The sequence below is a fragment of the Duganella sp. CY15W genome (assembly GCF_009857555.1).
GTDB lineage: Bacteria > Pseudomonadota > Gammaproteobacteria > Burkholderiales > Burkholderiaceae_D > Rugamonas > Rugamonas sacchari.
Map to the genome: position 1 here is coordinate 916,516 of NZ_WWCQ01000003.1, position 21,521 is coordinate 938,036.

Consider the following 21,521-nt stretch of genomic DNA (forward strand, 5'->3'; position numbering starts at 1 on the left):
TTGACGCTGGTTCAGCCCGCATTTATGATGGGCGATCAACCCTATCGCCCATATGACTGATCCCCGCTCGGACCGCTTTGTCCGCTCCCACCTGAAAACCCGTCATCTCGTCCTGCTGGTCGAACTTGGCCGGCATGGTTCCATCGCCCATGCCGCGCAAGCGGCCAACCTGACGCAGCCCGGCGCCTCCAAGTTGTTGGGCGAGCTGGAACACGCGCTGGGCGTGCAGTTGTTCGAGCGCCTGTCGCGCGGTGTCGCGCCGACCTGGTATGGCAAGGTGCTGATACGCCGCGCCGGCGCCGCGCTGGCGGAGATGGATGCAGCGCACCAGGAAGTGATGGAGCTGCTGTCCGGTTTGCGCGGCCGCGTCGGCGTGGGCACGGTGCTGACGCCTGCGACCGGGCTGGTGCCCAAGGCGATCAATCTGCTCAAGGCGCGTCACGCGCGCGTGCATGTGTCGGTGAATATGTCCACCAGCAAAGCGCTGGTGGAGCGCCTGCGTAGCGGCGAGCTGGATCTGGTGGTGGGCCGCATCCTCGATACCGAGGCGGCGGATGAACTGAACTTTGAACCGTTGACTGACGAACCGCATGTGCTGATCGCGCGTGCCAGCCATCCGCTGATGGAACGCGATGACCTCAAGCTGGACGATTTGATGGAGCAGTGCTGGATACTGCCGCCGGCAGGCTCGATACTGCGCGACCGTCTCACCGCGCTGTTCCTGTCGCATGGCCTGGAGCAGCCGGCGGAAACCGTGGAAACGCTGGACATGCCGGTGGTTGCCAGCCTGCTGCTGAATAACGACATGATCGTGGCGCTGCCGGCGGAAGCCGTGCAGCCCTATCTGGATGTGGGCTTGCTAAAGGTGGTGCCGTTCGATCTGGGCGTGAGCATGGATTCGTTCGGCATTGTGACGCGCAAACGACACCAGCTGTCGCCTGGCGCCGATGCCATGCTGACTGCGCTGCGCGACGCCGCAGCCAGCATCTACCCTCACTACCGCATACCGGCGCGGGACTGACAGGCTTCGTGATATACGAACTTGGTATGGCCTGAGCTAAATTAGCTATTGGTTTGTAAATTCGTGTTTCGTTAGCATCCGGTTATCCGTCCACATCTTCATCAGAGACGGGACAAAATACAAACACTGGAGATGCACAATGAAACATAAAAAAATGAGCTGGCTCATCGCCACGCTCTTTACCTCCCCACTACTCGTCCAGGACGCCCTGGCGCAAGAAGCGGCTGGCGATATCCAGCAGGTCAACGTGACCGGCATCCGCGCCTCGGTGCGCAATGCGCTGGCAGCCAAGGAGGCCTCCAACAGCATCGTGGAAGTAGTGTCGTCGGAAGACATCGGCAAGCTGCCGGATACCACCATTGCCGAATCGCTGGCACGTCTGCCGGGCTTGTCGTCGGGCCTGGACCGTGGCAACGCCAGCCAGATCATCGCGCGCGGCATGGGACCACGCTTCATCGGCGCCACGCTGAATGGCCGCGAGCTGGCCTCGTCGGAGCCTAACCGTGCCGTGCGTTTCGAGCAGTTCCCGTCCGAATCCATCAGCGGCGCGACGGTCTATAAAACGCAGAACGCCGAGCTGGCGGAAGGCGGCATCGCCACCACCATCGATCTGCAAACCGTGTCGCCGCTGAAGTACAACGGCCGCCAGATTTCGCTCAAGGCCGATGCGCTGTACTACCCGCTGGCCAAGGACATCCAGGGCGCCGACAAAACCGCACCGCGTCTGGGCGGCGTGTATATCGACCAATTCGCCAACAAGACCATCGGCGCGGCCGTGGCGTTCAGCTACCAGGACCAGCCTTCGGTGCAGAAGAACAAGCGCCACTGGGGCTTTAATGACAGCGGCTACGATCTGAATGGCGACGGCAAAACTGAAAAGGCGCCGTGGGGCTTCCAGGACGAGGCCCGTCACGGCAAGGACAAGCGCGCCAGTGTGCTGGGCAAGCTGGAATGGAAACCGAACAGCGATGTGCAGATCACTGCCGACACCTACTACGCCGAGGCCAAGATCAAGGAGCGTGGCCTGCAGCACTGGGCCGATGGCCTGGGCAACTGGGGCGGCACCAATGGGGCGGCCTATAGCAACCTGGATATCCGCAACGGCTATGTGGCCGGCGGCACCATCAGCAACGCGAGCCTGATTAACAATGACTTCGTCTACGTGCAGGACACCAGTGTGGCCGCGACCGGCCTGAATGGCAAGTTCAACGCGGGCGACTGGAAGATCGATGCCGACCTGTCGACTTCGCACGCGCGGCGTGGCAGCGCATGGCGCGACTTGCGCCAGTATGCCAACGGCAGTGTGCCGGTCACGTGGTCCTTCACTGGCGACGAAAAGCAGGACTACAGCTTTGGCATCGATAGCGGCAATCCTGCCAACTTCGGCACGCCGACCCTGTATGTCGATACCGATGGCCATGTGAAGGATCTGCTGAATGCCGCCAGTGTGAGCGCATCGCGCCCGCTCGACAACAGCATCTTCAGCCGCATCAAGGTGGGCGTGCGCGCGACCGACCGTGAGAAGAGCTACCACCAGACCACCTGGACGCTGGCGCAGAAATCGCCGATTCCGGCATCGGCTTATGAGACGGTGAACGTCAGCGGCTATCCGGCATTTATCGCGCTGAAGGATTTCGACGGCAGCATTGCGTCCGCCTTTGGTCCTGACGCGTTCAATCCGAATGGCCAGGTGCAGGAAGGATGGCAGATTCAGAACGACCAGCTGGCCGGCTGGAAGGTCAAGGAGCGCAGCAGCTCGGCCTTTGTGCAGGGCGACCTGGAAGGTGAAGCGCTGGGCAAGAGTTATCGCGGCAATGTGGGCGTGCGTCTGGTGCACACCACGCAAACCGGCTACGGCATGCAGTCGCTGAACGGCGCGGCGCCGACGGCGGTGTCAGATGGCGTCTCGTACACCGAAATCCTGCCGAGCATGAACCTGATCGTCAATCTGGACGAAGCGCAGCAACGCCAGCTGCGCTTCAGCGTGGCGCGCGCGATGTCGCGTGCGCCGCTGGATGAAATGCGCAGCTCCCGCAACCTGAGCGTCAACAACACGGATACCAGCCAGCCGATCACCGGCAGCGCAGGCAATCCTCAGTTGAAGCCGATGATGGCCAACCAGGTGGATTTGTCCTACCAGTGGTACTTCAACAAGGGTTCGCTGCTGTCGGCCGGCGCATTCTATAAAAAGGTAACGCGCTACATCGCCATCGAAAGCGACACCACCACGCTGAATGGCCGCACGGCGACCATCACCCGTTCGGTCAACGGCGAGGGCGGCGACATCCGTGGTCTGGAGCTGGTGTACCAGCAGGCCTTCACTTCGCTGCCGGCGCCGTTCGACGGCCTGGGTATCGCCAGCAACTACGCCTACACCACCAGCAATATCCATGAGCAGACGCCGGTCGGCAATCCCTATCCGATTGAAGGCCTGATGAAGCATAACGGCGGCGTCACGCTGTGGTACGAGAAGGCAGGCTATGAAGCGCGCCTGTCGGCCAATTATCACAGCGCGTTTGCGCGTAACCCGACCTGGGGCGCCGGCCAGTTGATCATGAACGAAGCGGAAACCTATGTGACGCTGAACCTGGCGAAGCAGCTGACGTCCAATATCCAGCTGCGCTTTGGTATCGACAATCTGACCAACCAGAAAGCGGTGTACACCAGCGCGAACATTCCGGTGCAGCAGGAAGTGACGGAATTCGGCCGCCGCTTCAATCTGGGCCTGTCCTTCAAACTGTAATTCCCCTTTTATCGTGGTTTGACGGAGCGGTGCGTGATGGCGCTGCTCCGTTTTTTTATTGGGGAGTCCATAGAAGCGGGCAACTAATTGACGTCGAGTAAATAAATCGCGTGCTTGTTGGTTGCAAATACGCGATTCGGTTGACGGCTTCCCGCGCGCTGCCTATAGTGGCGGGATGATTTCCGAATTCCAAGAACTCTCCGACAAAATCGACCAGCTGGCTGAAATGGTGCTTGTCTTGCGCCGTGAAAATGCGCAGTTGCGTCAGTCCAATGTTAATCTCGCCGTGGAGACCATGGATTATCGGCGCCGCCTGAGCGAGGCATCCGAGCGGGTGGCAGCGTTGTTGCAGCATATCCCTCCACTGCAAGGTGAGAGCGGCGCAGAGACCCAGCCTGAAAAAGAGGATGCACAATGATCCATCTTGACGTGACCATCATGGGTCAGGCGTACAAGCTCGCCTGCAGGGAAGATGAAGAACGTGCGCTGCGCGAAGCAGCCTCCTTCCTGGACAAAAAAATGTGCGCCATCCGTGACGCCGGCAAAGTCAAGGGCAACGACCGCATCGCCGTGATGGCGGCGCTGGGCGTGGCGGCCGAGTTCCTGTCGATGAAAACCTCGCGCGGCCCGTGGTCGGACATGTCCATGCTGGAAGTGCAGACCAAGATGGCGGCCATGCACAAGGTGCTGGACTCCGCACTGACACCGCAAGAAACCCTGTTTTAATTTGTGACAGGCCTTCCTTTGCGGCGCACAAGAGAGTAAACTCCTAATCACCCTGCAGTGTTCGAGACTTGTCATATATTCCTTGAACCATTTGTTTGCACCGGTTACGGAAATTTGTTCGATGGGCGAGAGCGTCGCTAGTCCGATGAACCCGAAATTGAACTAACTGTGACCACCTGAGCCTTAGGTTCGGGATGCCGGCAAGACGGCACAGGCGGGGCCTTATTTATCGAGAAGCGGTTGCAAGCATGTGAATGCGCAGCCGCTTTTTTTCGTCTGGAGATCCGCATGCAATATTGGTTGATGAAGTCCGAGCCGGATGAAGTCAGTATTGACGACGTCATGGCATCGCAAGCGCAGACCACGCCGTGGTTCGGCGTGCGCAACTACCAGGCGCGCAATTTCATGCGCGACCAGATGCAGGTCGGCGATGGCGTGTTGTTCTACCATTCGAGCTGCCCGGAGCCGGGCATTGCGGGGTTGGCGGAAATCGTCAGCGCGCCATATCCCGATGCGACGCAGTTCGATGAGGACAGCAAATACTACGATGCCAAGGCGACGCAGGAGCAGCCGCGCTGGATTTCGATTGATGTGAAGGGCACGCAGAAAACGCGTTTGCTGTCGCTGGCGGAGATGCGGACCATCCCCGCGCTGGAAGACATGATTGTGCTGCAGAAGGGCAGCCGCCTGTCCATCACGCCGGTCACGCCGGCGCAATGGAAGGCGATCGTCAAGCTTTTGAAGTAACCGGAGCCGCGCCGCGCTGGCGCACCTTGTATGCCCAAATCAGCATGGCGATCGCGCCGATAATCATCGGCAGCGATAGCGCCTGGCCAGAGGTAATCGGCACGCCTGCAATGACGCGTTCCCAGTCTGGCGTGCGGAAGTACTCCGTGAAGAATCGCGCGCAGCCATACAGCAGCGTGTACATCGCACCGACCGCCAGGCGCGGACGTTCCTTGCGCGCGAAGAACCACAAGATCACAAACACCAGCAAGCCATCGATCAGCAGCTGATAGAGCGGCGACGGATGGCGCAGGCCTTCCAGGAACACCGGATTCGGATGCAGCGGGAATCGGATGTCCGGCCACTGCATGGCCCATGGCAGCGTCGGATCGCTGACCACGCGGCCCGGCAGTTCGGCGTTGATAAAGTTTCCCATGCGGCCAGCGGCATAGCCCAGCGGCACCAGCGGCGCGATGAAGTCGTACACGTCCAGCAGATTGCGGCCCGCCTTGCGCGCCCACAGCGACATGGCAATCAGCACGCCGAGGAAGCCGCCGTGGAAGGACATGCCGCCATGCCAGACCTTGAAAATCTCGATCGGGTCGGAGAAGTATTTGACCGGTTCGTAGAACAGCACCTCGCCCAGGCGGCCGCCGATGATCACGCCCATCATGCCGTAGAACAGCATATCGTCCAGATCCTCTTTCTTCCACTGCTGCGCGGCGATGTGCGGCTGCCGGATGCGGATGCGGCCCAGCGCAATGAACATGGCAAAGGCCAGCACATACATGAGGCCATACCAGTGTATGGCGACCGGCCCCAGTTGCAGGGCGATGGGATCGGGCATCGGGTGTATCAGCATAAGACGCTTTTCCTTAATTCTTTCCGTAATAATTCCAAAAAGCCGTGCAGCACGGGCGAAGCGTTATCGCGCCGCCAGGCCAGGCCGGTTTCCACCAAGGGCGTGGCATCGGCCAGCGCCCGGTATTCTACCCCGGTCCGCATCAGGTTGGAGACGGACTGCGGGACCAGTGCCATGCCGATGCCGGCCGACACCAGGCTGACAATGGTTTGCATCTGGATGGCTTCCTGGCCGATCTGCGGCGTCATGCCAGCGTCGTGGAACACCGACAGGATGGCGTCATGCAGCGCCGGTGAAATCGCGCGCGGGAAGATGATGAGCGGTAGCGGCGGCAGCGCTGACAGTTTCAGCTTGCCTTTCTTCTTCAGCACGGGCAGGCCGGAGGGCAGGGCCAGCACCAGCGGTTCGTTCAGTACCGGCAGGTAGTCGAGTTCCTGCCGGGCCTTGTCGGGCAGCGGCGGGATCAGCAGGCCGGCGTCGATGCGGTTGTGCAGCAGGTCATCCAGCTGCAGGTCGGAGGTGGCTTCCTGCAGCGTGATCTGCACTTGCGGATAGGCGGCGCGGTAGGCGCGCAGGAACGGCGGCAGGACGCTGTAGTCGGCCGAGGAGACGAAGGCCAGTGTCAGGCGGCCGACTTCACCGGCGGCCGCGCGCTGCACCAGTTGCGGCAGCTCCTGCGCCTGCGCCAGCATGCGGCGCGCTTCCGGCAGCAGCGCGCTGCCGGCGGGCGTCAGCGCGACGCCGCGGCGGTTGCGCTCGAACAGCACGGCGCCCAGCGCTTCCTCCAGAGCTTGAATGGTCTGCGACAGTGGCGGCTGCGTCATGTGCAGGCGCAGCGCGGCCTTGCCGAAGTGGAGTTCTTCGGCCACGGTGACGAAGTAGCGCAGCTGGCGTAATTCCATATGGTTTACTGTTGAATTTGCTCTCTGTGATATTTTATACGACTCACAGCTGTGGAAATCATATATTTGACACTGCCGCATGGGCAACGCAAACTCCTAGACTAAGCCAGCAGATTTAAGCTCGCCTTAGTAGCCGAGCAACACCAGGAGAAACATCATGCCGCAATACCGTTCCCGCACCACCACCCACGGCCGCAACATGGCCGGCGCCCGCGCCCTGTGGCGCGCCACCGGCATGAAAGACGGCGACTTCGATAAACCGATCGTCGCCGTGGTCAACTCCTTCACGCAGTTCGTGCCTGGCCACGTGCACCTGAAGGACCTAGGGCAACTGGTGGCGCGCGAGATTGAAAAAGCGGGCGGCGTGGCCAAGGAATTCAACACCATCGCCGTCGATGACGGCATCGCCATGGGCCACGGCGGCATGCTGTATTCGCTGCCATCGCGCGACCTGATTGCGGACTCGGTCGAGTACATGGTCAACGCGCACTGCGCCGACGCCATGGTCTGCATCTCCAACTGCGACAAGATCACGCCGGGCATGCTGATGGCTGCCATGCGCCTGAATATTCCGGTAGTCTTCGTATCGGGCGGCCCGATGGAAGCGGGCAAGGTGGTCAAGGTCGTCAACGGCGGCCAGAAGATCATCAAGCTGGATCTGGTGGATGCCATGATCAAGGCCGGCGACAGCACGGTCAGCGATGCGGATGTGGCGGAGATTGAGCGTTCGGCCTGTCCTACCTGCGGTTCGTGCTCGGGCATGTTCACGGCGAACTCGATGAACTGTCTGACCGAAGCACTGGGCCTGTCGCTGCCAGGTAACGGCACCATCGTCGCCACGCATGCGGACCGCGAGCAGCTGTTCCTGCGTGCCGGCCGTCTGATCGTGGAACTGGCCAAACGTCACTACGAGCAGGACGACTATTCCATCCTGCCGCGCACCATCGCCAACAAGGCGACCTTTGAAAATGCGATGGCGCTGGATGTGTCCATGGGTGGTTCGACCAACACCGTGCTGCACTTGCTGGCCGCAGCGCACGAAGCGGGCGTGGACTTCACCATGGCTGACATCGACCGCATCTCGCGCAAAGTGCCATGCCTGTGCAAGGTGGCGCCGATGACGGACAAGTTCCACATCGAAGACGTGCACCGCGCGGGCGGCATCATTTCGATCCTGGGTGAACTGGCGCGCGCCGGTTTGCTGGACACCTCGCGTCCTACCGTGCATGCGCCGACCATGGCGGAGGCGATTGAACGCAACGACATCAAGCGCAGCGACGATCAGGCCGTGCATCAGCTGTTCCGCGCCGCGCCAGGCGGTGTGCCGACGCAGGTGGCGTTCTCGCAAGCGGAACGTTATGACACGCTGGATCTGGACCGCGCTGCGGGCTGCATCCGCGACAAGGAGCACGCGTATTCGCAGGACGGTGGCCTGGCGGTCTTGTACGGTAACCTGGCGGTGAATGGCTGCATCGTGAAGACCGCAGGCGTGGATGAGAGCATCCTGAAGTTCAGCGGCAAGGCGCGCGTGTTTGAATCGCAGGATGCGGCGGTGGAGGCCATTCTCGGTGACACCGTACATGAAGGCGATGTGGTCATCATCCGCTACGAAGGTCCGAAGGGGGGGCCAGGGATGCAGGAGATGCTGTATCCAACCTCGTACATCAAGTCGAAAGGTCTGGGCAAGGCCTGCGCGCTGTTCACGGATGGCCGTTTCTCCGGTGGCTCGTCGGGCCTGGTGATTGGCCATGCTTCGCCGGAAGCGGCGGAAGGTGGCGCGATTGGCCTGGTGGAGGAGGGCGATATGATCGATATCGACATCCCTCACCGCACCATCAACCTGCGCATCAGCGATGAGGCGCTGGCCGCCCGCCGCGCAGCGATGGAAGTCAAAGGTGCGGATGCATGGCAGCCGGTCAACCGTGAGCGCTATGTTTCGCAAGCGCTGCAAGCGTATGCGGCGCTGACCACCTCCGCCGACCGCGGCGCGGTACGTGATCTGTCGCAGCTGAAGCGTTAACCCGCAACCCGGACGCGAGGGTCTGACCCCGTACGGGGTCAGACCCCTTCTGGCCGCCGTGCGGGTTTGATTTTATTTCTTGTCGAAGGTCTGCTTGACGCGGTCTTTGCGGCGCTTTTCATCTTCGTTATGAGCGCGGCGCTTGTCGAAGCCCATCATGGGCTCGAGGAATTCAAACCACAGGAAAGCCAGTACCATGATGGCGCCGATGGCCCACCAGGACAGCTCCGCAAACTTCCAGACCTCAAAGTAACGCAGTACACACAGGGCAACGATTAATAGGATAATCGGCATGATGTCCTCCTCTCCCCTCCATCTTACAAGCAATATTCCGGCAATAGTCAACCTTTCCTTGATTTAAGCGTTAAATGCATAAGGGCAAAAAGCGGTAGAATGACTAGCAGAATTTAGCGGTACTAACCTGGAGAATACACAATGAAACGCAATTTGATGATGGTTGGCGTAATCGCCGCATCGGCCTTCGCTTCGTCGGCCGCGCTGGCTGATCCAGGCCTGGACCTGGCCAAGGCGAAAAACTGCATGGCCTGCCACGCTGTCGCCACCAAGCTGGTCGGTCCTGCCTACAAGGATGTGGCTGCCAAATACGCTGGCCAGAAAGATGCCGAAGCCAAGCTGGTTGCCAAAGTGATGAAGGGCGGCTCGGGTGTCTGGGGTGCGATCCCGATGCCAGCCAATCCGCAGGTGAATGAAGCGGAAACCAAAACCCTGGTGAAATGGGTGTTGGCTCAGAAATGAAGTTGACGTAAAAAGCCCCATCAGCCTGAACGCGCACAAGGCCGCGCGCAGTGCTGATGGGGCTTTTTTTTATTTGATGACTTCCTGCTTGGTCTTCTTGCCGTCGTTGTAGTTGAACAGCGTCAGCGAACCATCCTTGATGTCGCCCTTGGCATCGAACGAGATCAGGCCGGTCACGCCCTGATATTTGATCTTCTGCAGCACCGGCAGATACTTGGCCGGCTGGGCTGAATTCGCCTGCTGCATTGCGGCCGCCATCGTCATCACCGCGTCGTAGACGTAAGGTGCATACAGCTTCACGTTGTCGTTGTATTTCTTCTGGTAGCGCGCCGAGAAATCATCCATGGCCTTCTGCTCGTCACCGGTCACGCCGCCTGCTTCAGCGCAGGTCACGGTGCCGGTCACTGCAGCAACGCCCGCCAGCTTCGGCAGCGATTCCGTGCAAGTGCCATCACCGCTCACGAACTTGGCTTTGATGCCCAGCGCCTTCATCTGGCGCAGCAGCGGGCCGCCGACCGAGTCCATGCCACCGAAGAACACCAGGTCCGGATTCTTGCCGCGGATGGTGGTCAGGATGGCGTTGAAGTCGGTGGCTTTGTCGGTGGTGAATTCCTTGGCGACGATCTGCACGCCTGGCTGCGCCTTCTTGGCGCCTTTGACGAATTCTTCGGCGACGCCCTGGCCGTAAGCGGTACGGTCATCGATGACGGCGATCTTCGTGGCGCCCATCTTGCCGACCGCGTAGCCGCCCAATGCACCGCCGAGCTTGGCGTCATTGGCGACCACGCGGAAGGTCGAGTTGAAGCCCTGCTGCGTGTACTTGGTCTGGGTGGTGGCCGGCGAGATTTGCGGGATGCCGGCGTCGTAGTAAATCTTGGAGGCGGGGATGGAGGTGCCGGAGTTCAGGTGACCGATCACGCCGTTGACCTTGGCGTCCACCAGTTTCTGCGCGACCGCCGTGCCTTGCTTGGGGTCGCCGCCATCGTCTTCCAGTTGCAGCACAAATTTGACCGGCTTGCCATCGATCTTGATGCCCTTGGCGTTCAATTCCTCGATCGCCATTTTGGCGCCGTTTTCATTGTCCTTGCCAAGGTGCGCGGAGGGACCGGAGACCGGCGCGACGTGGCCAATCTTGATGATTTCCTGCGCACCGGCGCTGCCGGCAAATGCCAGGGCGATGGCGAGTGGAATGAACTTGAACTGCATGGGCGATCTCCAATAGTTTGTATTCAAGGCCACCAAGGTACAACAAATTATTCCTGGCGCAAAGCTGGAAACGTGGAGTTTTGTACTTTTTTGGAGCGTTTCCCTGATTTGATGCAGGGATGCTTCGGGGAGGTGCGATCCGTGCACCAGCATGGGCACGGATCGGGAGGGCGGGGCTTACTTTTTCTGCGCTTGCAGATGGGTCAGTTCCTGGGCGACGGCGCGCGACACAATCTTCTCGATGGTGTCATGCAGGCCAATGCGGATTTCGTTGGTCAGATCATGCAAGGCATGGCTCAGTACTTCGGCCATGCTGTCCTTGATGCGCTGCTCCAGCACAAAATCCACGCGCGACTGCAGCTGGTGCATGATGCGTACCGACAAGCGGTGTTCCATGACCGCCCATTCCGCATCGGTCCAGCCGTCGATGGCGTCCGCTTCCAGTTGTTCCGCAGCCGAGATAGGGGGCGGTGGTGCGCCCTCGTCGCTCAGCGGCTCCGCTTTGAGTACTTCCGTCAAGACAGGGATACTTGCGTCAAACGATGCTTGGCTCATGATTTTCCTGCGACAAAGTGGGTCAGTGGATAGTCTTGCTGCTTGTATGCGACATAACGCTTGCGGCCGGCAGCCGCATCATCCTCTTGCGAGGAAATCACTTCGATCATGCGCGCAAACTGTGTCACGTTACGTGGCGTGCGGCGCGACAAATTGACCAATAATTCTTTGTGTGTGTGTGGTAATTCCGCCTCATCATTGTCCGTCAGCAGGATCGGCGTCTGCGTTGCCAGCGCATCATCGGCGAGCACGTGCGGCAGGAAGTCGGTCGCGGAAAATGTCCACATTGCCGCGTCAAGTTCTGCCAGTTGCTGCGCATCTTCCGTCATCAGCACCACGCGGTTGTTCGCGGCCCAGGCCTTGCGCACGAGGCGGCAGGCATAGGCGAGTTTGTCCGGGACATTGGTGTGGAAGTCGATGCGGGTCATGGTGAATCCAGTGTATGCGAAAACGCCGGAAACCGCTGGCATCGATGTTGCTACCGTGCGGCTTCCGGCGTGGAGATTTGTTACGCGGCCATGCCGCTATGGCGCAGCAGTGCGTCGATGCTCGGCTCACGGCCGCGGAAGGCGGTGAACGATTCCAGTGCAGGGCGGGAGCCACCGACTGACAGAATTTCCGCAAGGTAGCGTTTACCGGTTTCCGACACGGCGGCCGGCCCCAGTTTCTGTGCTTCCTCAAATGCAGCGTAGGCATCGGCGGACAATACTTCTGCCCACTTGTAGCTGTAGTAACCTGCTGCATAACCGCCCGCGAAGATGTGGCCGAAGGAATTCTGGAAGCGGTTGAACGATGGCGGGATCACCAGCGAGAATTTGCTGCGCACTTCGTCGATCAATTGCTGTACGGTCTTACCGGTGCTGGCGTCGTAGTCGTAGTGCAGGTGCATGTCCAGCAGCGAGAATTCGACCTGGCGCAGCGTCTGCAGGCCGGACTGATAGTTCTTGGCGGCCAGCATCTTGTCGTACAGCGCGCGCGGCAGTGGCTCACCCGTGACAGCGTGCGCGGTCATGTGTTCCAGCACTTCCCATTCCCAGCAGAAGTTTTCCATGAACTGCGATGGCAGCTCGACCGCATCCCATTCCACGCCCGAGATGCCGGATACGCCCAGCTCATCGACCTGCGTCAGCATGTGGTGCAGGCCGTGGCCGAATTCGTGGAACAGCGTGGTTACTTCATCGTGCGTGAACAGCGATGGCCGGGTGACGCCATCGACCACCGCAGGCTCGGTGAAGTTGCAGGTCAGGTAGGCCACTGGGGTTTGCACATTGGTGGCGTCGGCGCGGCGGCCGCGGGCATCGTCCATCCAGGCGCCGCCGCTCTTGCCCGGACGTGCGTACAGGTCCAGGTAGAACTGGCCGATCAGCTTGCCGTTGCGTTCGATGCGGTAGAAGCGTACGTCCTTGTGCCAGACCGGTGCGTCGTCGGTTTTGATCTCGACGTTGAACAGGTTCTGGATCAGATGGAACAGGCCGTCAACGACTTTGTGCTCCGGGAAGTACTGCTTCACTTCCTGTGCGGAGAAGGCGTAGCGGCGTTCCTGCAGCTTCTCCGATGCGTACGGGATGTCCCAGGCTTTGAGGTCTTCAATGCCCAGCTCGTCCTTGGCGAATTGCTTCAGTTCGGCCAGGTCTTTTTCCGCGAACGGACGCGCGCGTTTGGCCAGGTCTTCCAGGAAGGCGATGACTTCGTCAGGCGACTTGGCCATCTTCGGCACCAGCGATACTTCGGCGAAGTTTTTGTAGCCCAGTAGCTGCGCTTCTTCTTCGCGCAGCTTCAGCAGCGTGACGATGTTTTGCGTATTGTCCCAGTCCTCTTTTTTGCTGAAGACATCGCCTTGCTCGGACGCCTTGGTGGCATTGGCACGGTAGATGGTTTCGCGCAGCGCGCGCTTGTCGGCGAATTGCAGGATAGGGTAGTAGGACGGGAAGTGCAGCGAGAATTCCCAGCCTTGCTTGTTTTCTTTTTCAGCGGCAGCGCGTGCGGCGGCCTTGACGTCGTCCGGCAGGCCGGCCAGGTCGGCTTCGTCGGTCACCAGCAGCTTGTAGTCGTTGGTGGCGTCCAGCACGTTTTCCGAGAAGCGCGTGGAGGTCATCGCGTGTTCTTCCTGGATGGCGGCGAAGCGCGGCTTTTTGTCTTCCGGCAGTTCGGCGCCGCCCATGCGGAAATCGCGGATGGCGTTTTCAATGATGCGCTTGCGGGCGGGCGTCAGCGTGTTGAATTCGGCCGAGGCGCGCAGCGCTTTGTATTTGGCGAACAGGGCTTCGTTCTGGCCCAGTTCGGTCCAGAATTCGGTGACCTTGGGCTGGTTCTCGTTGTAGACGGCGCGCAGTTCCGGCGTGTCCACCACGTTGTTGAGATGACTGACGATACCCCAGGCGCGGCCCAGCAATTCGGTGGCGTTTTCCAGCGGCGTGACAAAGCTGTCCCAGCTGACCGTATCCGAAGGTGCTTGCAGCTGTTCGACCACGGCGCGGCTCTTGACCAGCAGGTCATCGATGGCCGGTGTGACGTGCTCCGGTTTGATGGCGTCGAAACGTGGCAGACCCGAAAAATCGAGCAGGGGGTTGGTAGCGTCTATAGTCATTGTCAGATCCAGTTAATTTACGTGCGTGTGCTGCACAGTTTTACCCCGCACACCGCCTACTGGGGTCTGACCCCGTACGGGGTCAGACCCCTGCCGTCAGGGGTTAAGCGGTGCGCTCGGCCGCTTCTACCGTGTTCATGAGCAGCATGGTAATGGTCATCGGACCCACACCGCCCGGTACCGGGGTGATGTGCGATGCCACTTCCTTGATGCCGTCGAAGTCGACGTCGCCGCACAGCTTGCCTTCTTCATTGCGGTTGATACCGACGTCGATCACGATCGCGCCGGGTTTCACCATATCAGCAGTCAGGGTGTTGCGGCGGCCGGTTGCGGCCACGACCACGTCCGCCTGGCGCGTGTACACGCCGATGTCCGGGGTCGCACTATGGCAGATGGTGACGGTAGCGTTGGCTTGCAAGAGCAGCAGCGCCATTGGCTTGCCCACCGTGTTGCTGCGGCCGATCACCACCGCATGCTTGCCGCGCAGGTCGACGCCGGTGCTTTCGATGAGTTTCATGCAGCCGTATGGGGTGCAGGGACGGAAGCCGTCCAGGCCGGTCATCAGCTCGCCGGCGCTCAGCACGGCGTAGCCGTCCACGTCCTTCTTGACCGAAATCGCCTCGATCACCTTGTGTGCGTTGATGTGTTTAGGCAGCGGCATTTGCACCAGGATGCCGTGAATCGCCGGATCGGCGTTGAGCGAGGCGATGCGCTCCAACAGCGCGGCTTCGGTCAGGTCGGCCGGGTATTCTTCCTTGAGCGAGTAAAAACCGGCATCTTCGCAAGCCTTGACCTTGTTGCGCACATACACATGGCTGGCAGGGTCGTCGCCAACAATAATCACCGCCAGACCAGGCTGTTTGCCTTTGGCGGTGAGGGCGGCAGCACGTGCAGCAATTTCAGCACGCAGTTTTTTAGAGAGGGCGACTCCGTCGATCAGTTGAGCTGGCATGATTTACACAAGGTGGTAGAGGGAAAACGAGATTATAAGGCCGCAAGGCGCATCCCGCCTCGTTTTCCACGATACGCGCATGTTGCGCTGCACAAGTTTTTCATGGTGTTATTTCATAATATGGAATGTCTTATCGCAATTTGAAAAAGCCTAAAATCGCTGCTAGAATCCCCACACGTCATTAAAGTATTAGTAAATAATCAGCGAACTCTTATCCCGAAAGCCGCATGGTTCGGGCACCTCAACTCAGGAGACTTCACATGTCAGCAGTAGAAAACCAGGTAACGGCAAACACCGACCCTGATGCACAAGAAACCAAAGAATGGCTGGACGCACTGGCCGCCGTGTTGGAGCAAGAGGGTCCTGAACGTGCTCATTACCTGATGGAGCGTCTGATTGATCTGGCCCGCCAAAGCGGTTCCGACATTCCGTTCTCCGCAAATACTGCTTACGTCAATACTATTCCTGCGCACCTGGAAACCCACTGCCCGGGCAATCTGGAATACGAAGAGAAGCTGCGCTCGTGGATGCGCTGGAACGCCATGGCCATGGTGGTCAAGGCCAACCGCGTTGACGGCGACCTCGGTGGCCACCTGTCCTCGTTCGCCTCGCTGGCCAACATGCTGGGCATCGGCTTCAACCACTTCTGGAAAGCGCCGAGCGACACCCACGGCGGCGACCTGCTGTACATCCAGGGCCACTCCTCGCCAGGCGTCTACGCCCGCGCGTTCCTGGAAGGCCGCCTGACCGAAGAACAACTGACCCATTACCGTCGCGAAGTCGATGGCAAGGGTCTGTCGTCGTATCCGCACCCGAAACTGATGCCGAACTTCTGGCAGTTCCCGACCGTGTCGATGGGCCTCGGCCCGCTGATGGCAATCTATCAGGCGCGCTTCCTGAAGTATCTGCACGCACGCTCGATCGCTGACACCACCGACCGTAAAGTCTGGGCATTCTGCGGCGACGGCGAGATGGACGAACCGGAATCGCTGGGCGCCATCGGCATGGCTGCGCGCGAAAAGCTGGACAACCTGGTCATCGTCGTCAACTGCAACCTGCAGCGCCTGGACGGTCCGGTACGCGGCAACGGCAAGATCATTCAAGAGCTGGAAGCGGACTTCCGCGGCGCCGGCTGGAACGTGGTCAAAGTCATCTGGGGCCCAGGCTGGGACGCCCTGCTGAAACAGGACAAGGAAGGCATCCTGCGCAAAGTGATGATGGAAACCGTCGACGGCGAATACCAGAACTACAAGGCCAAAGACGGCGCCTACGTGCGCAAGCACTTCTTCGGCAAGCATCCAAAGCTGCTGGAGATGGTTGCCAACATGACCGACGACGACATCTGGCGCCTGACCCGTGGCGGCCACGATCCGCACAAGATCTACGCTGCATTCAAGGTCGCACAGGAACACAAGGGCCAACCGACCGTCCTGCTGGTGAAAACCATCAAGGGCTTCGGCATGGGCAAGCACGGCGAAGCGCGCAACACCGCGCACAACACCAAGAAGCTGACCGACGAAGCTGTGCGCGAAATGCGCGACCGCTACTCGATCCCTATCCCGGACGACAAGCTGGCCGACATTCCGTTCTACAAACCGGCGGATGATTCGCCAGAGATCAAGTACCTGCACGAGCGCCGCGCTGCGCTGGGCGGCTACCTGCCGGCCCGTCGCCCACAGGCGGACGAAAAACTGACCGTGCCGCCACTGAGCGCGTTCCAGAACGTGCTGGATGCCACCGCAGAAGGCCGTGAAGTATCGTCGACCCAGACCTATGTGCGTATTCTGACCACGCTGCTGAAAGATCCTAGCGTTGGCCCACGTATCGTGCCAGTGCTGGTGGATGAATCGCGTACCTTCGGTATGGAAGGCCTGTTCCGCCAGGTTGGTATCTTCAACCAGCAAGGCCAGTTGTACGAGCCAGTCGACAAAGACCAGGTGATGTACTACCGCGAAGACAAGGCCGGCCAGATCCTGCAAGAAGGTATCAATGAAGCCGGTGGTATGAGCTCGTGGATCGCTGCGGCGACGTCGTACTCGACCAACAACCGCGTGATGATCCCGTTCTATACCTACTACTCGATGTTTGGTATGCAGCGTATCGGCGACCTGGTATGGGCTGCTGCCGACATGCGTGCCCGTGGCTTCCTGATGGGCGGCACCGCTGGCCGTACCACGCTGAACGGCGAAGGCCTGCAGCACGAAGACGGCCATAGCCATCTGTTCGCTGCCGCTGTGCCGAACTGCATGCCGTACGACCCGACCTTCGGTCACGAGGTCGCAGTGATTATCCAGGACGGTATGCGCCGCATGGTGGAAGAACAGGAAGACGTGTTCTACTACATCACCATCATGAACGAGAACTACGCTCACCCAGGCATCAAGCCAGGCCAGGAAGAGGGCATCCTGAAAGGTATGTACCTGCTGCAGGAAGGCGACAAGAAAGCCAAGCAGCGCGTACAGCTGATCGGCTCGGGCACCATCCTGCGTGAATCGATCTTCGCTGCGGAGCTGCTGCAGAAGGACTGGGACATCGCCGCTGACGTCTGGTCTGCACCGTCGCTGACGCTGGTGGCGCGTGACGGCCAGGATGCCGAGCGCTGGAACCTGGTGAACCCGGCCAAAGAGCAGCGCGTGCCGTACGTGACGCAACTGCTGAAGGATACCTCGGGTCCTATCGTGGCCACCACCGACTACATGCGCGCGTTTGCTGAACAGATCCGTGCCTTCATTCCGAAAGACCGCACCTACCGTGTGCTGGGTACCGATGGTTTCGGCCGCTCGGACACCCGCGCCGCGCTGCGTGAGTTCTTCGAAGTGAACCGCTACTACATCGTGGTCGCTGCGCTGAAATCGCTGGCAGAAGAAGGTAAGATCGATGTGAAGGTCGTGGAGCAAGCTGTGACCAAGTACAACCTCGATCCGAACAAGCCAAATCCGGTGACCCAATAATTAGAACGGAGCAAACGCTATGAGCATTGTGGAAGTTAAAGTCCCGGATATCGGTGATTTCAAGGAAGTTGAGATCATCGAAGTGATGATCAAGGTCGGCGACACCATCAAGGTAGACCAGTCGCTGATTACCGTTGAATCGGATAAGGCGTCGATGGAGATTCCTTCGTCCGCCGCTGGCGTGGTCAAAGAGATCAAGGTCAAGGTGGGCGACAAGGTGGCCATGGGTTCGCTGGTACTGCTGCTGGAAGGTGAGGGCGCTGCTGCTGCCGCTCCTGCCGCCGCCGCTCCTGCACCGGCCCCTGCGGCTGCCGCGCCGGCATCTGCACAAGCGCCGGCTGCTGCGCCAGCCGCTGCTGCCGGCCCGGTCGATATCAAAGTGCCGGACATCGGCGACTTCAAGGAAGTGGAAGTCATCGAAGTCATGGTCAAGGTTGGCGATACCATCAAGGTCGACCAGTCGCTGCTGACCGTTGAATCGGACAAGGCCAGCATGGAAATCCCATCGTCGCACGCCGGCGTGGTGAAGGAAGTGAAGGTCAAGGTTGGCGACAAGGTTGCCATGGGTTCGCTGGTGTTTGTGGTTGAAGCCACCGGCGCTGCCGCACCTGCTGCTGCAGCCTCGGCTCCAGCACCGGCCGCTGCACCAGTTGCCGCTGCGGCGCCATCGCCTGCACCAGCTGCTGCTCCTGCTGCCGCCGCCCCGGCCGCATCGCAAGGCTCCGTGCAGACCGGCAAACTGGCGCACGCTTCGCCATCGATCCGCAAGTTCGCCCGCGAACTGGGTGTGGACCTGGGCAAGGTGCCTGGTTCCGGTCCTAAAGGCCGCATCACCCAGCTGGACGTGCAGAACTTCGTCAAAGGTGTGATGGCTGGTACCGTGGCTTCGCCTGCTGGCGCAGCTGCTGGTGGTGCGGTTGGCGGTGGCGGTAACTTCAGCGTGCTGCCATGGCCGTCGCTGGACTTCAGCAAATTCGGCGAAACCGAACTGCTGCCGCTGTCGCGTATCAAGAAGATCTCCGGTCCTAACCTGCACCGCAACTGGGTACAGATCCCGCACGTCACGCAGTTCGACGATGCCGACATCACCGACCTGGAAGCGTTCCGCGTTGAATCGAACGCCGCTACCGCCAAGAATAAGGACGCGACCAAGCTGACCATGCTGGCGTTCGTGATCAAGGCATCGGTGGCCGCGTTGAAGAAATTCCCGACCTTCAATTCGTCGCTGGACGAAAAGGGCGAGAACCTGATACTGAAGAAGTACTACAACATCGGCTTCGCAGCGGATACGCCGAATGGCCTGGTGGTCCCAGTGATCAAAAACGCTGACCAGAAATCGGTCACGCAGATCGCCAAGGAAATGACCGAGCTGTCGCTGCAAGCGCGCGAAGGCAAGCTGAAACCGACCGATATGCAAGGTGCGACCTTCACCATTTCGTCGCTGGGCGGCATTGGCGGCACGCACTTCACGCCGATCGTCAACGCGCCGGAAGTGGCGATCCTGGGCCTGTCCAAGGCATCGCTCAAGCCAGTGTGGGATGGCAAGGCCTTCCAGCCACGCCTGCTGATGGGCACCTCGCTGTCCTACGACCACCGCGTGGTCGACGGCGCGATGGGCGCGCGCTTCTCCGTGTACCTGAGCGAAGTGCTCGGCGACATGCGTAAAATTCTGCTGTAAGGAGCCACTATGAGCACAGAAGTAAAAGTGCCGAATATCGGCGACTTCGCGGAAGTAGAAGTAATCGAAGTGATGGTCAAGGTTGGCGACACGATCAAGGTTGATCAGTCGCTGATTACCGTGGAATCGGACAAAGCCAGCATGGAAATCCCGTCGACACATGGCGGCGTGGTGAAGGAACTGCGCGTCAAGGTGGGCGACAAGGTCAAGGAAGGCGTGACGCTGCTGGTGGTGGAAGCCACCGACGGCGCTGCTGCTGCCCCAGCCGCCGCTGCGCCATCGCCGGCTGCTGCTGCACCGGCCCCTGCGCCAGCTGCAGCGCCAGCGCCGATCGTTGCGCCAGCCGGTAGCAGCTACACCGGCCAGGTCGACATCGACTGCGACATGATGGTGCTGGGCGGCGGTCCTGGCGGTTACTCGGCTGCCTTCCGCGCGGCGGACCTGGGCCTGAATACCGTCATCGTTGAACGTTACGAAACGCTGGGCGGCGTGTGCCTGAACGTGGGTTGCATCCCATCGAAAGCACTGCTGCACGTGGCGTCCGTGATCGACGAAACCTCGCACATGTCCAACACCGGCGTGACCTTCGCCAAACCGGCCATCGACATCGACCAGGTACGCAAGTACAAGGAAGGCGTCATCAAGAACATGACCGGCGGTCTGGCCGGCATGGCCAAGGCACGCAAGACGCAAGTCGTCACCGGCGTTGGCCAGTTCCTGAGCGCGAACCACATCGAAGTCACCGCCAAGGACGGCAGCAAGAAAGTGGTGCAGTTCAAGCAGGCCATCATCGCTGCCGGTTCGTCGGTCGTGAAACTGCCGTTCGTACCGGAAGATCCACGCATCGTCGATTCGACCGGCGCGCTGGAACTGCGCCAGATCCCCAAGCGCATGCTGGTGATCGGCGGCGGCATCATCGGCCTGGAAATGGCCACCGTGTACTCCACCTTCGGCGCGCGCATCGACGTGGTCGAAATGATGGATGGCCTGATGCAGGGCGCGGACCGCGATGCCGTCAAGGTCTGGCAGAAGTACAACGAAGCCCGCTTCGACCACATCATGACCAAGACCAAAACTGTTGGCGTTGAAGCGCTGCCGGAAGGGATCAAGGTCACGTTCGAAGCAGCGGAAGCTGGCGCAGCTGCGCCTGCACCACAGGTCTACGACCTGGTGCTGGTGGCAGTGGGCCGCAGCCCGAACGGCAAGAAGATCGCTGCCGACAAGGCAGGTGTGGCGGTAACCGACCGTGGCTTCATTCCGGTCGACAGCCAGATGCGCACCAACGTGCCGAACATCTTCGCCATCGGCGACCTGGTGGGCCAGCCTATGCTGGCGCACAAGGCGGTGCACGAAGGCCACGTCGCGGCGGAAGCGGCTGCGGGCCAGAAGTCGCACTTCGATGTGAAGGTGATTCCATCGGTGGCCTACACCGATCCGGAAGTGGCGTGGGCCGGCATCACTGAAGACGAAGCGAAAGCCAAGGGCATCAAGGTCGAAAAGGGCCACTTCCCTTGGGCAGCCAGTGGCCGCGCTGTGGCCAACGGCCGTGCGGAAGGCTTCACCAAGCTGCTGTTCGACGCTGAGACCCACCGCATTATCGGCGGCACCATCGTCGGCACCCACGCTGGCGATATGATCGGCGAGATCGCGCTGGCAATCGAGATGGGCTGCGATGGCACCGACATCGGCAAGACGATCCACCCGCACCCGACGCTGGGCGAGTCGATCGGCATGGCCGCAGAAGTCTATGAAGGCGTCTGCACCGATTTGCCACCGCCGCGCAAGCGCTAAGCAGTATCATGAAAGCCGGGACGAGTTCCCGGCTTTTTTTATCTG

18 protein-coding genes and 1 other RNA gene are annotated in these 21,521 nt (G+C 60.3%); 11 read left to right on the forward strand and 8 right to left on the reverse strand.

Annotation, left to right across the window (positions count from 1 at the left end; all coding sequences use genetic code 11):
• The first annotated feature begins 52 nt into the window (after positions 1 to 52).
• From GTP58_RS19110 to GTP58_RS19135, 6 genes are all read left to right on the forward strand, one after another.
• Positions 53 to 1,021 carry a LysR substrate-binding domain-containing protein gene (locus GTP58_RS19110; RefSeq protein WP_161078776.1) on the forward strand — a complete coding sequence of 323 codons (969 nt, stop codon included), beginning with the start codon at positions 53 to 55 and terminating at the stop codon, positions 1,019 to 1,021.
• A gap of 139 nt (positions 1,022 to 1,160) precedes the next feature.
• On the forward strand, positions 1,161 to 3,764 hold the full coding sequence (locus GTP58_RS19115) for a TonB-dependent receptor (protein WP_161078777.1): 2,604 nt from the start codon (positions 1,161 to 1,163) through the stop codon (positions 3,762 to 3,764).
• A gap of 175 nt (positions 3,765 to 3,939) precedes the next feature.
• On the forward strand, positions 3,940 to 4,182 hold the full coding sequence (locus tag GTP58_RS19120; RefSeq protein WP_072787771.1) for a hypothetical protein: 243 nt from the start codon (positions 3,940 to 3,942) through the stop codon (positions 4,180 to 4,182).
• Entirely contained in the window at positions 4,179 to 4,490 is a 312-nt protein-coding gene (locus GTP58_RS19125; protein WP_072787769.1) for a cell division protein ZapA, read from the forward strand. Before GTP58_RS19120 ends, GTP58_RS19125 begins: the two co-directional genes overlap by 4 nt.
• 46 nt (positions 4,491 to 4,536) lie before the next feature.
• Positions 4,537 to 4,715: non-coding RNA, 6S RNA (gene ssrS, locus GTP58_RS19130), on the forward strand.
• Positions 4,716 to 4,778: 63 nt separating this feature from the next.
• Positions 4,779 to 5,237, forward strand: coding sequence for an EVE domain-containing protein (locus GTP58_RS19135; RefSeq protein WP_161078778.1), 459 nt, complete (start codon positions 4,779 to 4,781; stop codon positions 5,235 to 5,237).
• On the opposite strand, the gene lgt is transcribed toward GTP58_RS19135, so the two are convergent.
• Both lgt and GTP58_RS19145 read right to left on the reverse strand, forming a co-directional pair.
• Positions 5,221 to 6,078: a prolipoprotein diacylglyceryl transferase gene (lgt, locus tag GTP58_RS19140; protein WP_161078779.1), complete on the reverse strand. Its 858-nt coding sequence runs from the start codon at positions 6,076 to 6,078 to the stop codon at positions 5,221 to 5,223. The genes GTP58_RS19135 and lgt overlap by 17 nt on opposite strands.
• Positions 6,072 to 6,980 carry a LysR family transcriptional regulator gene (locus GTP58_RS19145; RefSeq protein ID WP_161078780.1) on the reverse strand — a complete coding sequence of 303 codons (909 nt, stop codon included), beginning with the start codon at positions 6,978 to 6,980 and terminating at the stop codon, positions 6,072 to 6,074. The genes lgt and GTP58_RS19145 overlap by 7 nt, the downstream gene beginning before the upstream one ends.
• 157 nt (positions 6,981 to 7,137) lie before the next feature.
• Between GTP58_RS19145 and ilvD the strand changes: the two genes are divergently transcribed.
• Entirely contained in the window at positions 7,138 to 9,000 is a 1,863-nt protein-coding gene (ilvD, locus tag GTP58_RS19150) for a dihydroxy-acid dehydratase (RefSeq protein WP_161078781.1), read from the forward strand.
• A 72-nt stretch (positions 9,001 to 9,072) separates the two neighbouring features.
• Here ilvD and GTP58_RS19155 read toward each other — a convergent pair whose 3' ends face one another.
• On the reverse strand, positions 9,073 to 9,294 hold the full coding sequence (locus GTP58_RS19155) for a TIGR04438 family Trp-rich protein (protein ID WP_072787758.1): 222 nt from the start codon (positions 9,292 to 9,294) through the stop codon (positions 9,073 to 9,075).
• 141 nt (positions 9,295 to 9,435) lie between these two features.
• Here GTP58_RS19155 and GTP58_RS19160 point away from each other — a divergent pair, with 141 nt between their 5' ends.
• Positions 9,436 to 9,756 (forward strand): c-type cytochrome, encoded by a 321-nt coding sequence (locus tag GTP58_RS19160; protein ID WP_072787755.1) that lies wholly within the window; start codon positions 9,436 to 9,438, stop codon positions 9,754 to 9,756.
• Between the two features lie 69 nt (positions 9,757 to 9,825).
• Here the strand turns inward: GTP58_RS19160 and GTP58_RS19165 are convergent, their stop codons facing one another.
• From GTP58_RS19165 to folD, 5 genes are all read right to left on the reverse strand, one after another.
• Entirely contained in the window at positions 9,826 to 10,962 is a 1,137-nt protein-coding gene (locus tag GTP58_RS19165; RefSeq protein WP_072787753.1) for a branched-chain amino acid ABC transporter substrate-binding protein, read from the reverse strand.
• 177 nt (positions 10,963 to 11,139) lie between these two features.
• Complete coding sequence (locus GTP58_RS19170) at positions 11,140 to 11,517, reverse strand: hypothetical protein (protein WP_072787751.1); 378 nt, start codon at positions 11,515 to 11,517, stop codon at positions 11,140 to 11,142.
• A complete protein-coding gene (locus GTP58_RS19175) occupies positions 11,514 to 11,945 on the reverse strand; it encodes a DNA polymerase III subunit chi (protein WP_072787748.1) in 432 nt (143 codons plus the stop codon). The genes GTP58_RS19170 and GTP58_RS19175 overlap by 4 nt, the downstream gene beginning before the upstream one ends.
• An 80-nt stretch (positions 11,946 to 12,025) precedes the next feature.
• Positions 12,026 to 14,104 (reverse strand): M3 family metallopeptidase, encoded by a 2,079-nt coding sequence (locus tag GTP58_RS19180; RefSeq protein ID WP_161078782.1) that lies wholly within the window; start codon positions 14,102 to 14,104, stop codon positions 12,026 to 12,028.
• Positions 14,105 to 14,207: 103 nt separating this feature from the next.
• Positions 14,208 to 15,056, reverse strand: a complete 849-nt coding sequence (gene folD / locus GTP58_RS19185; RefSeq protein ID WP_072787742.1) for a bifunctional methylenetetrahydrofolate dehydrogenase/methenyltetrahydrofolate cyclohydrolase FolD — start codon at positions 15,054 to 15,056, stop codon at positions 14,208 to 14,210.
• Positions 15,057 to 15,316: 260 nt separating this feature from the next.
• On the opposite strand from folD, the gene aceE reads away from it, so the two are divergent.
• From aceE to lpdA, 3 genes are read left to right on the forward strand one after another with little or no spacing between them, the layout of a single operon-like run.
• Positions 15,317 to 18,007, forward strand: a complete 2,691-nt coding sequence (aceE, locus tag GTP58_RS19190; protein ID WP_161078783.1) for a pyruvate dehydrogenase (acetyl-transferring), homodimeric type — start codon at positions 15,317 to 15,319, stop codon at positions 18,005 to 18,007.
• A 19-nt stretch (positions 18,008 to 18,026) separates the two neighbouring features.
• Positions 18,027 to 19,685 carry a dihydrolipoyllysine-residue acetyltransferase gene (gene aceF / locus GTP58_RS19195; protein ID WP_161078784.1) on the forward strand — a complete coding sequence of 553 codons (1,659 nt, stop codon included), beginning with the start codon at positions 18,027 to 18,029 and terminating at the stop codon, positions 19,683 to 19,685.
• Between the two features lie 9 nt (positions 19,686 to 19,694).
• A complete protein-coding gene (gene lpdA, locus GTP58_RS19200) occupies positions 19,695 to 21,476 on the forward strand; it encodes a dihydrolipoyl dehydrogenase (RefSeq protein ID WP_161078785.1) in 1,782 nt (593 codons plus the stop codon).
• Positions 21,477 to 21,521 lie beyond the last annotated feature (45 nt).

Bases quoted from the DNA above. Each gene is read 5' to 3' on its own strand.
- GTP58_RS19115 (WP_161078777.1), top strand. From the start codon at position 1,161: ATGAAACATAAAAAAATGAGCTGGCTCATCGCCACGCTCTTTACCTCC.
- ilvD (WP_161078781.1), top strand. From the start codon at position 7,138: ATGCCGCAATACCGTTCCCGCACCACCACCCACGGCCGCAACATGGCC.
- folD (WP_072787742.1), bottom strand. From the start codon at position 15,056: ATGCCAGCTCAACTGATCGACGGAGTCGCCCTCTCTAAAAAACTGCGT.
- GTP58_RS19135 (WP_161078778.1), top strand. From the start codon at position 4,779: ATGCAATATTGGTTGATGAAGTCCGAGCCGGATGAAGTCAGTATTGAC.
- GTP58_RS19145 (WP_161078780.1), bottom strand. From the start codon at position 6,980: ATGGAATTACGCCAGCTGCGCTACTTCGTCACCGTGGCCGAAGAACTC.
- GTP58_RS19180 (WP_161078782.1), bottom strand. From the start codon at position 14,104: ATGACTATAGACGCTACCAACCCCCTGCTCGATTTTTCGGGTCTGCCA.
- lgt (WP_161078779.1), bottom strand. From the start codon at position 6,078: ATGCTGATACACCCGATGCCCGATCCCATCGCCCTGCAACTGGGGCCG.
- GTP58_RS19165 (WP_072787753.1), bottom strand. From the start codon at position 10,962: ATGCAGTTCAAGTTCATTCCACTCGCCATCGCCCTGGCATTTGCCGGC.
- GTP58_RS19120 (WP_072787771.1), top strand. From the start codon at position 3,940: ATGATTTCCGAATTCCAAGAACTCTCCGACAAAATCGACCAGCTGGCT.
- lpdA (WP_161078785.1), top strand. From the start codon at position 19,695: ATGAGCACAGAAGTAAAAGTGCCGAATATCGGCGACTTCGCGGAAGTA.
- GTP58_RS19110 (WP_161078776.1), top strand. From the start codon at position 53: ATGACTGATCCCCGCTCGGACCGCTTTGTCCGCTCCCACCTGAAAACC.
- GTP58_RS19155 (WP_072787758.1), bottom strand. From the start codon at position 9,294: ATGCCGATTATCCTATTAATCGTTGCCCTGTGTGTACTGCGTTACTTT.
- aceE (WP_161078783.1), top strand. From the start codon at position 15,317: ATGTCAGCAGTAGAAAACCAGGTAACGGCAAACACCGACCCTGATGCA.
- GTP58_RS19175 (WP_072787748.1), bottom strand. From the start codon at position 11,945: ATGACCCGCATCGACTTCCACACCAATGTCCCGGACAAACTCGCCTAT.
- aceF (WP_161078784.1), top strand. From the start codon at position 18,027: ATGAGCATTGTGGAAGTTAAAGTCCCGGATATCGGTGATTTCAAGGAA.
- GTP58_RS19125 (WP_072787769.1), top strand. From the start codon at position 4,179: ATGATCCATCTTGACGTGACCATCATGGGTCAGGCGTACAAGCTCGCC.
- GTP58_RS19160 (WP_072787755.1), top strand. From the start codon at position 9,436: ATGAAACGCAATTTGATGATGGTTGGCGTAATCGCCGCATCGGCCTTC.
- GTP58_RS19170 (WP_072787751.1), bottom strand. From the start codon at position 11,517: ATGAGCCAAGCATCGTTTGACGCAAGTATCCCTGTCTTGACGGAAGTA.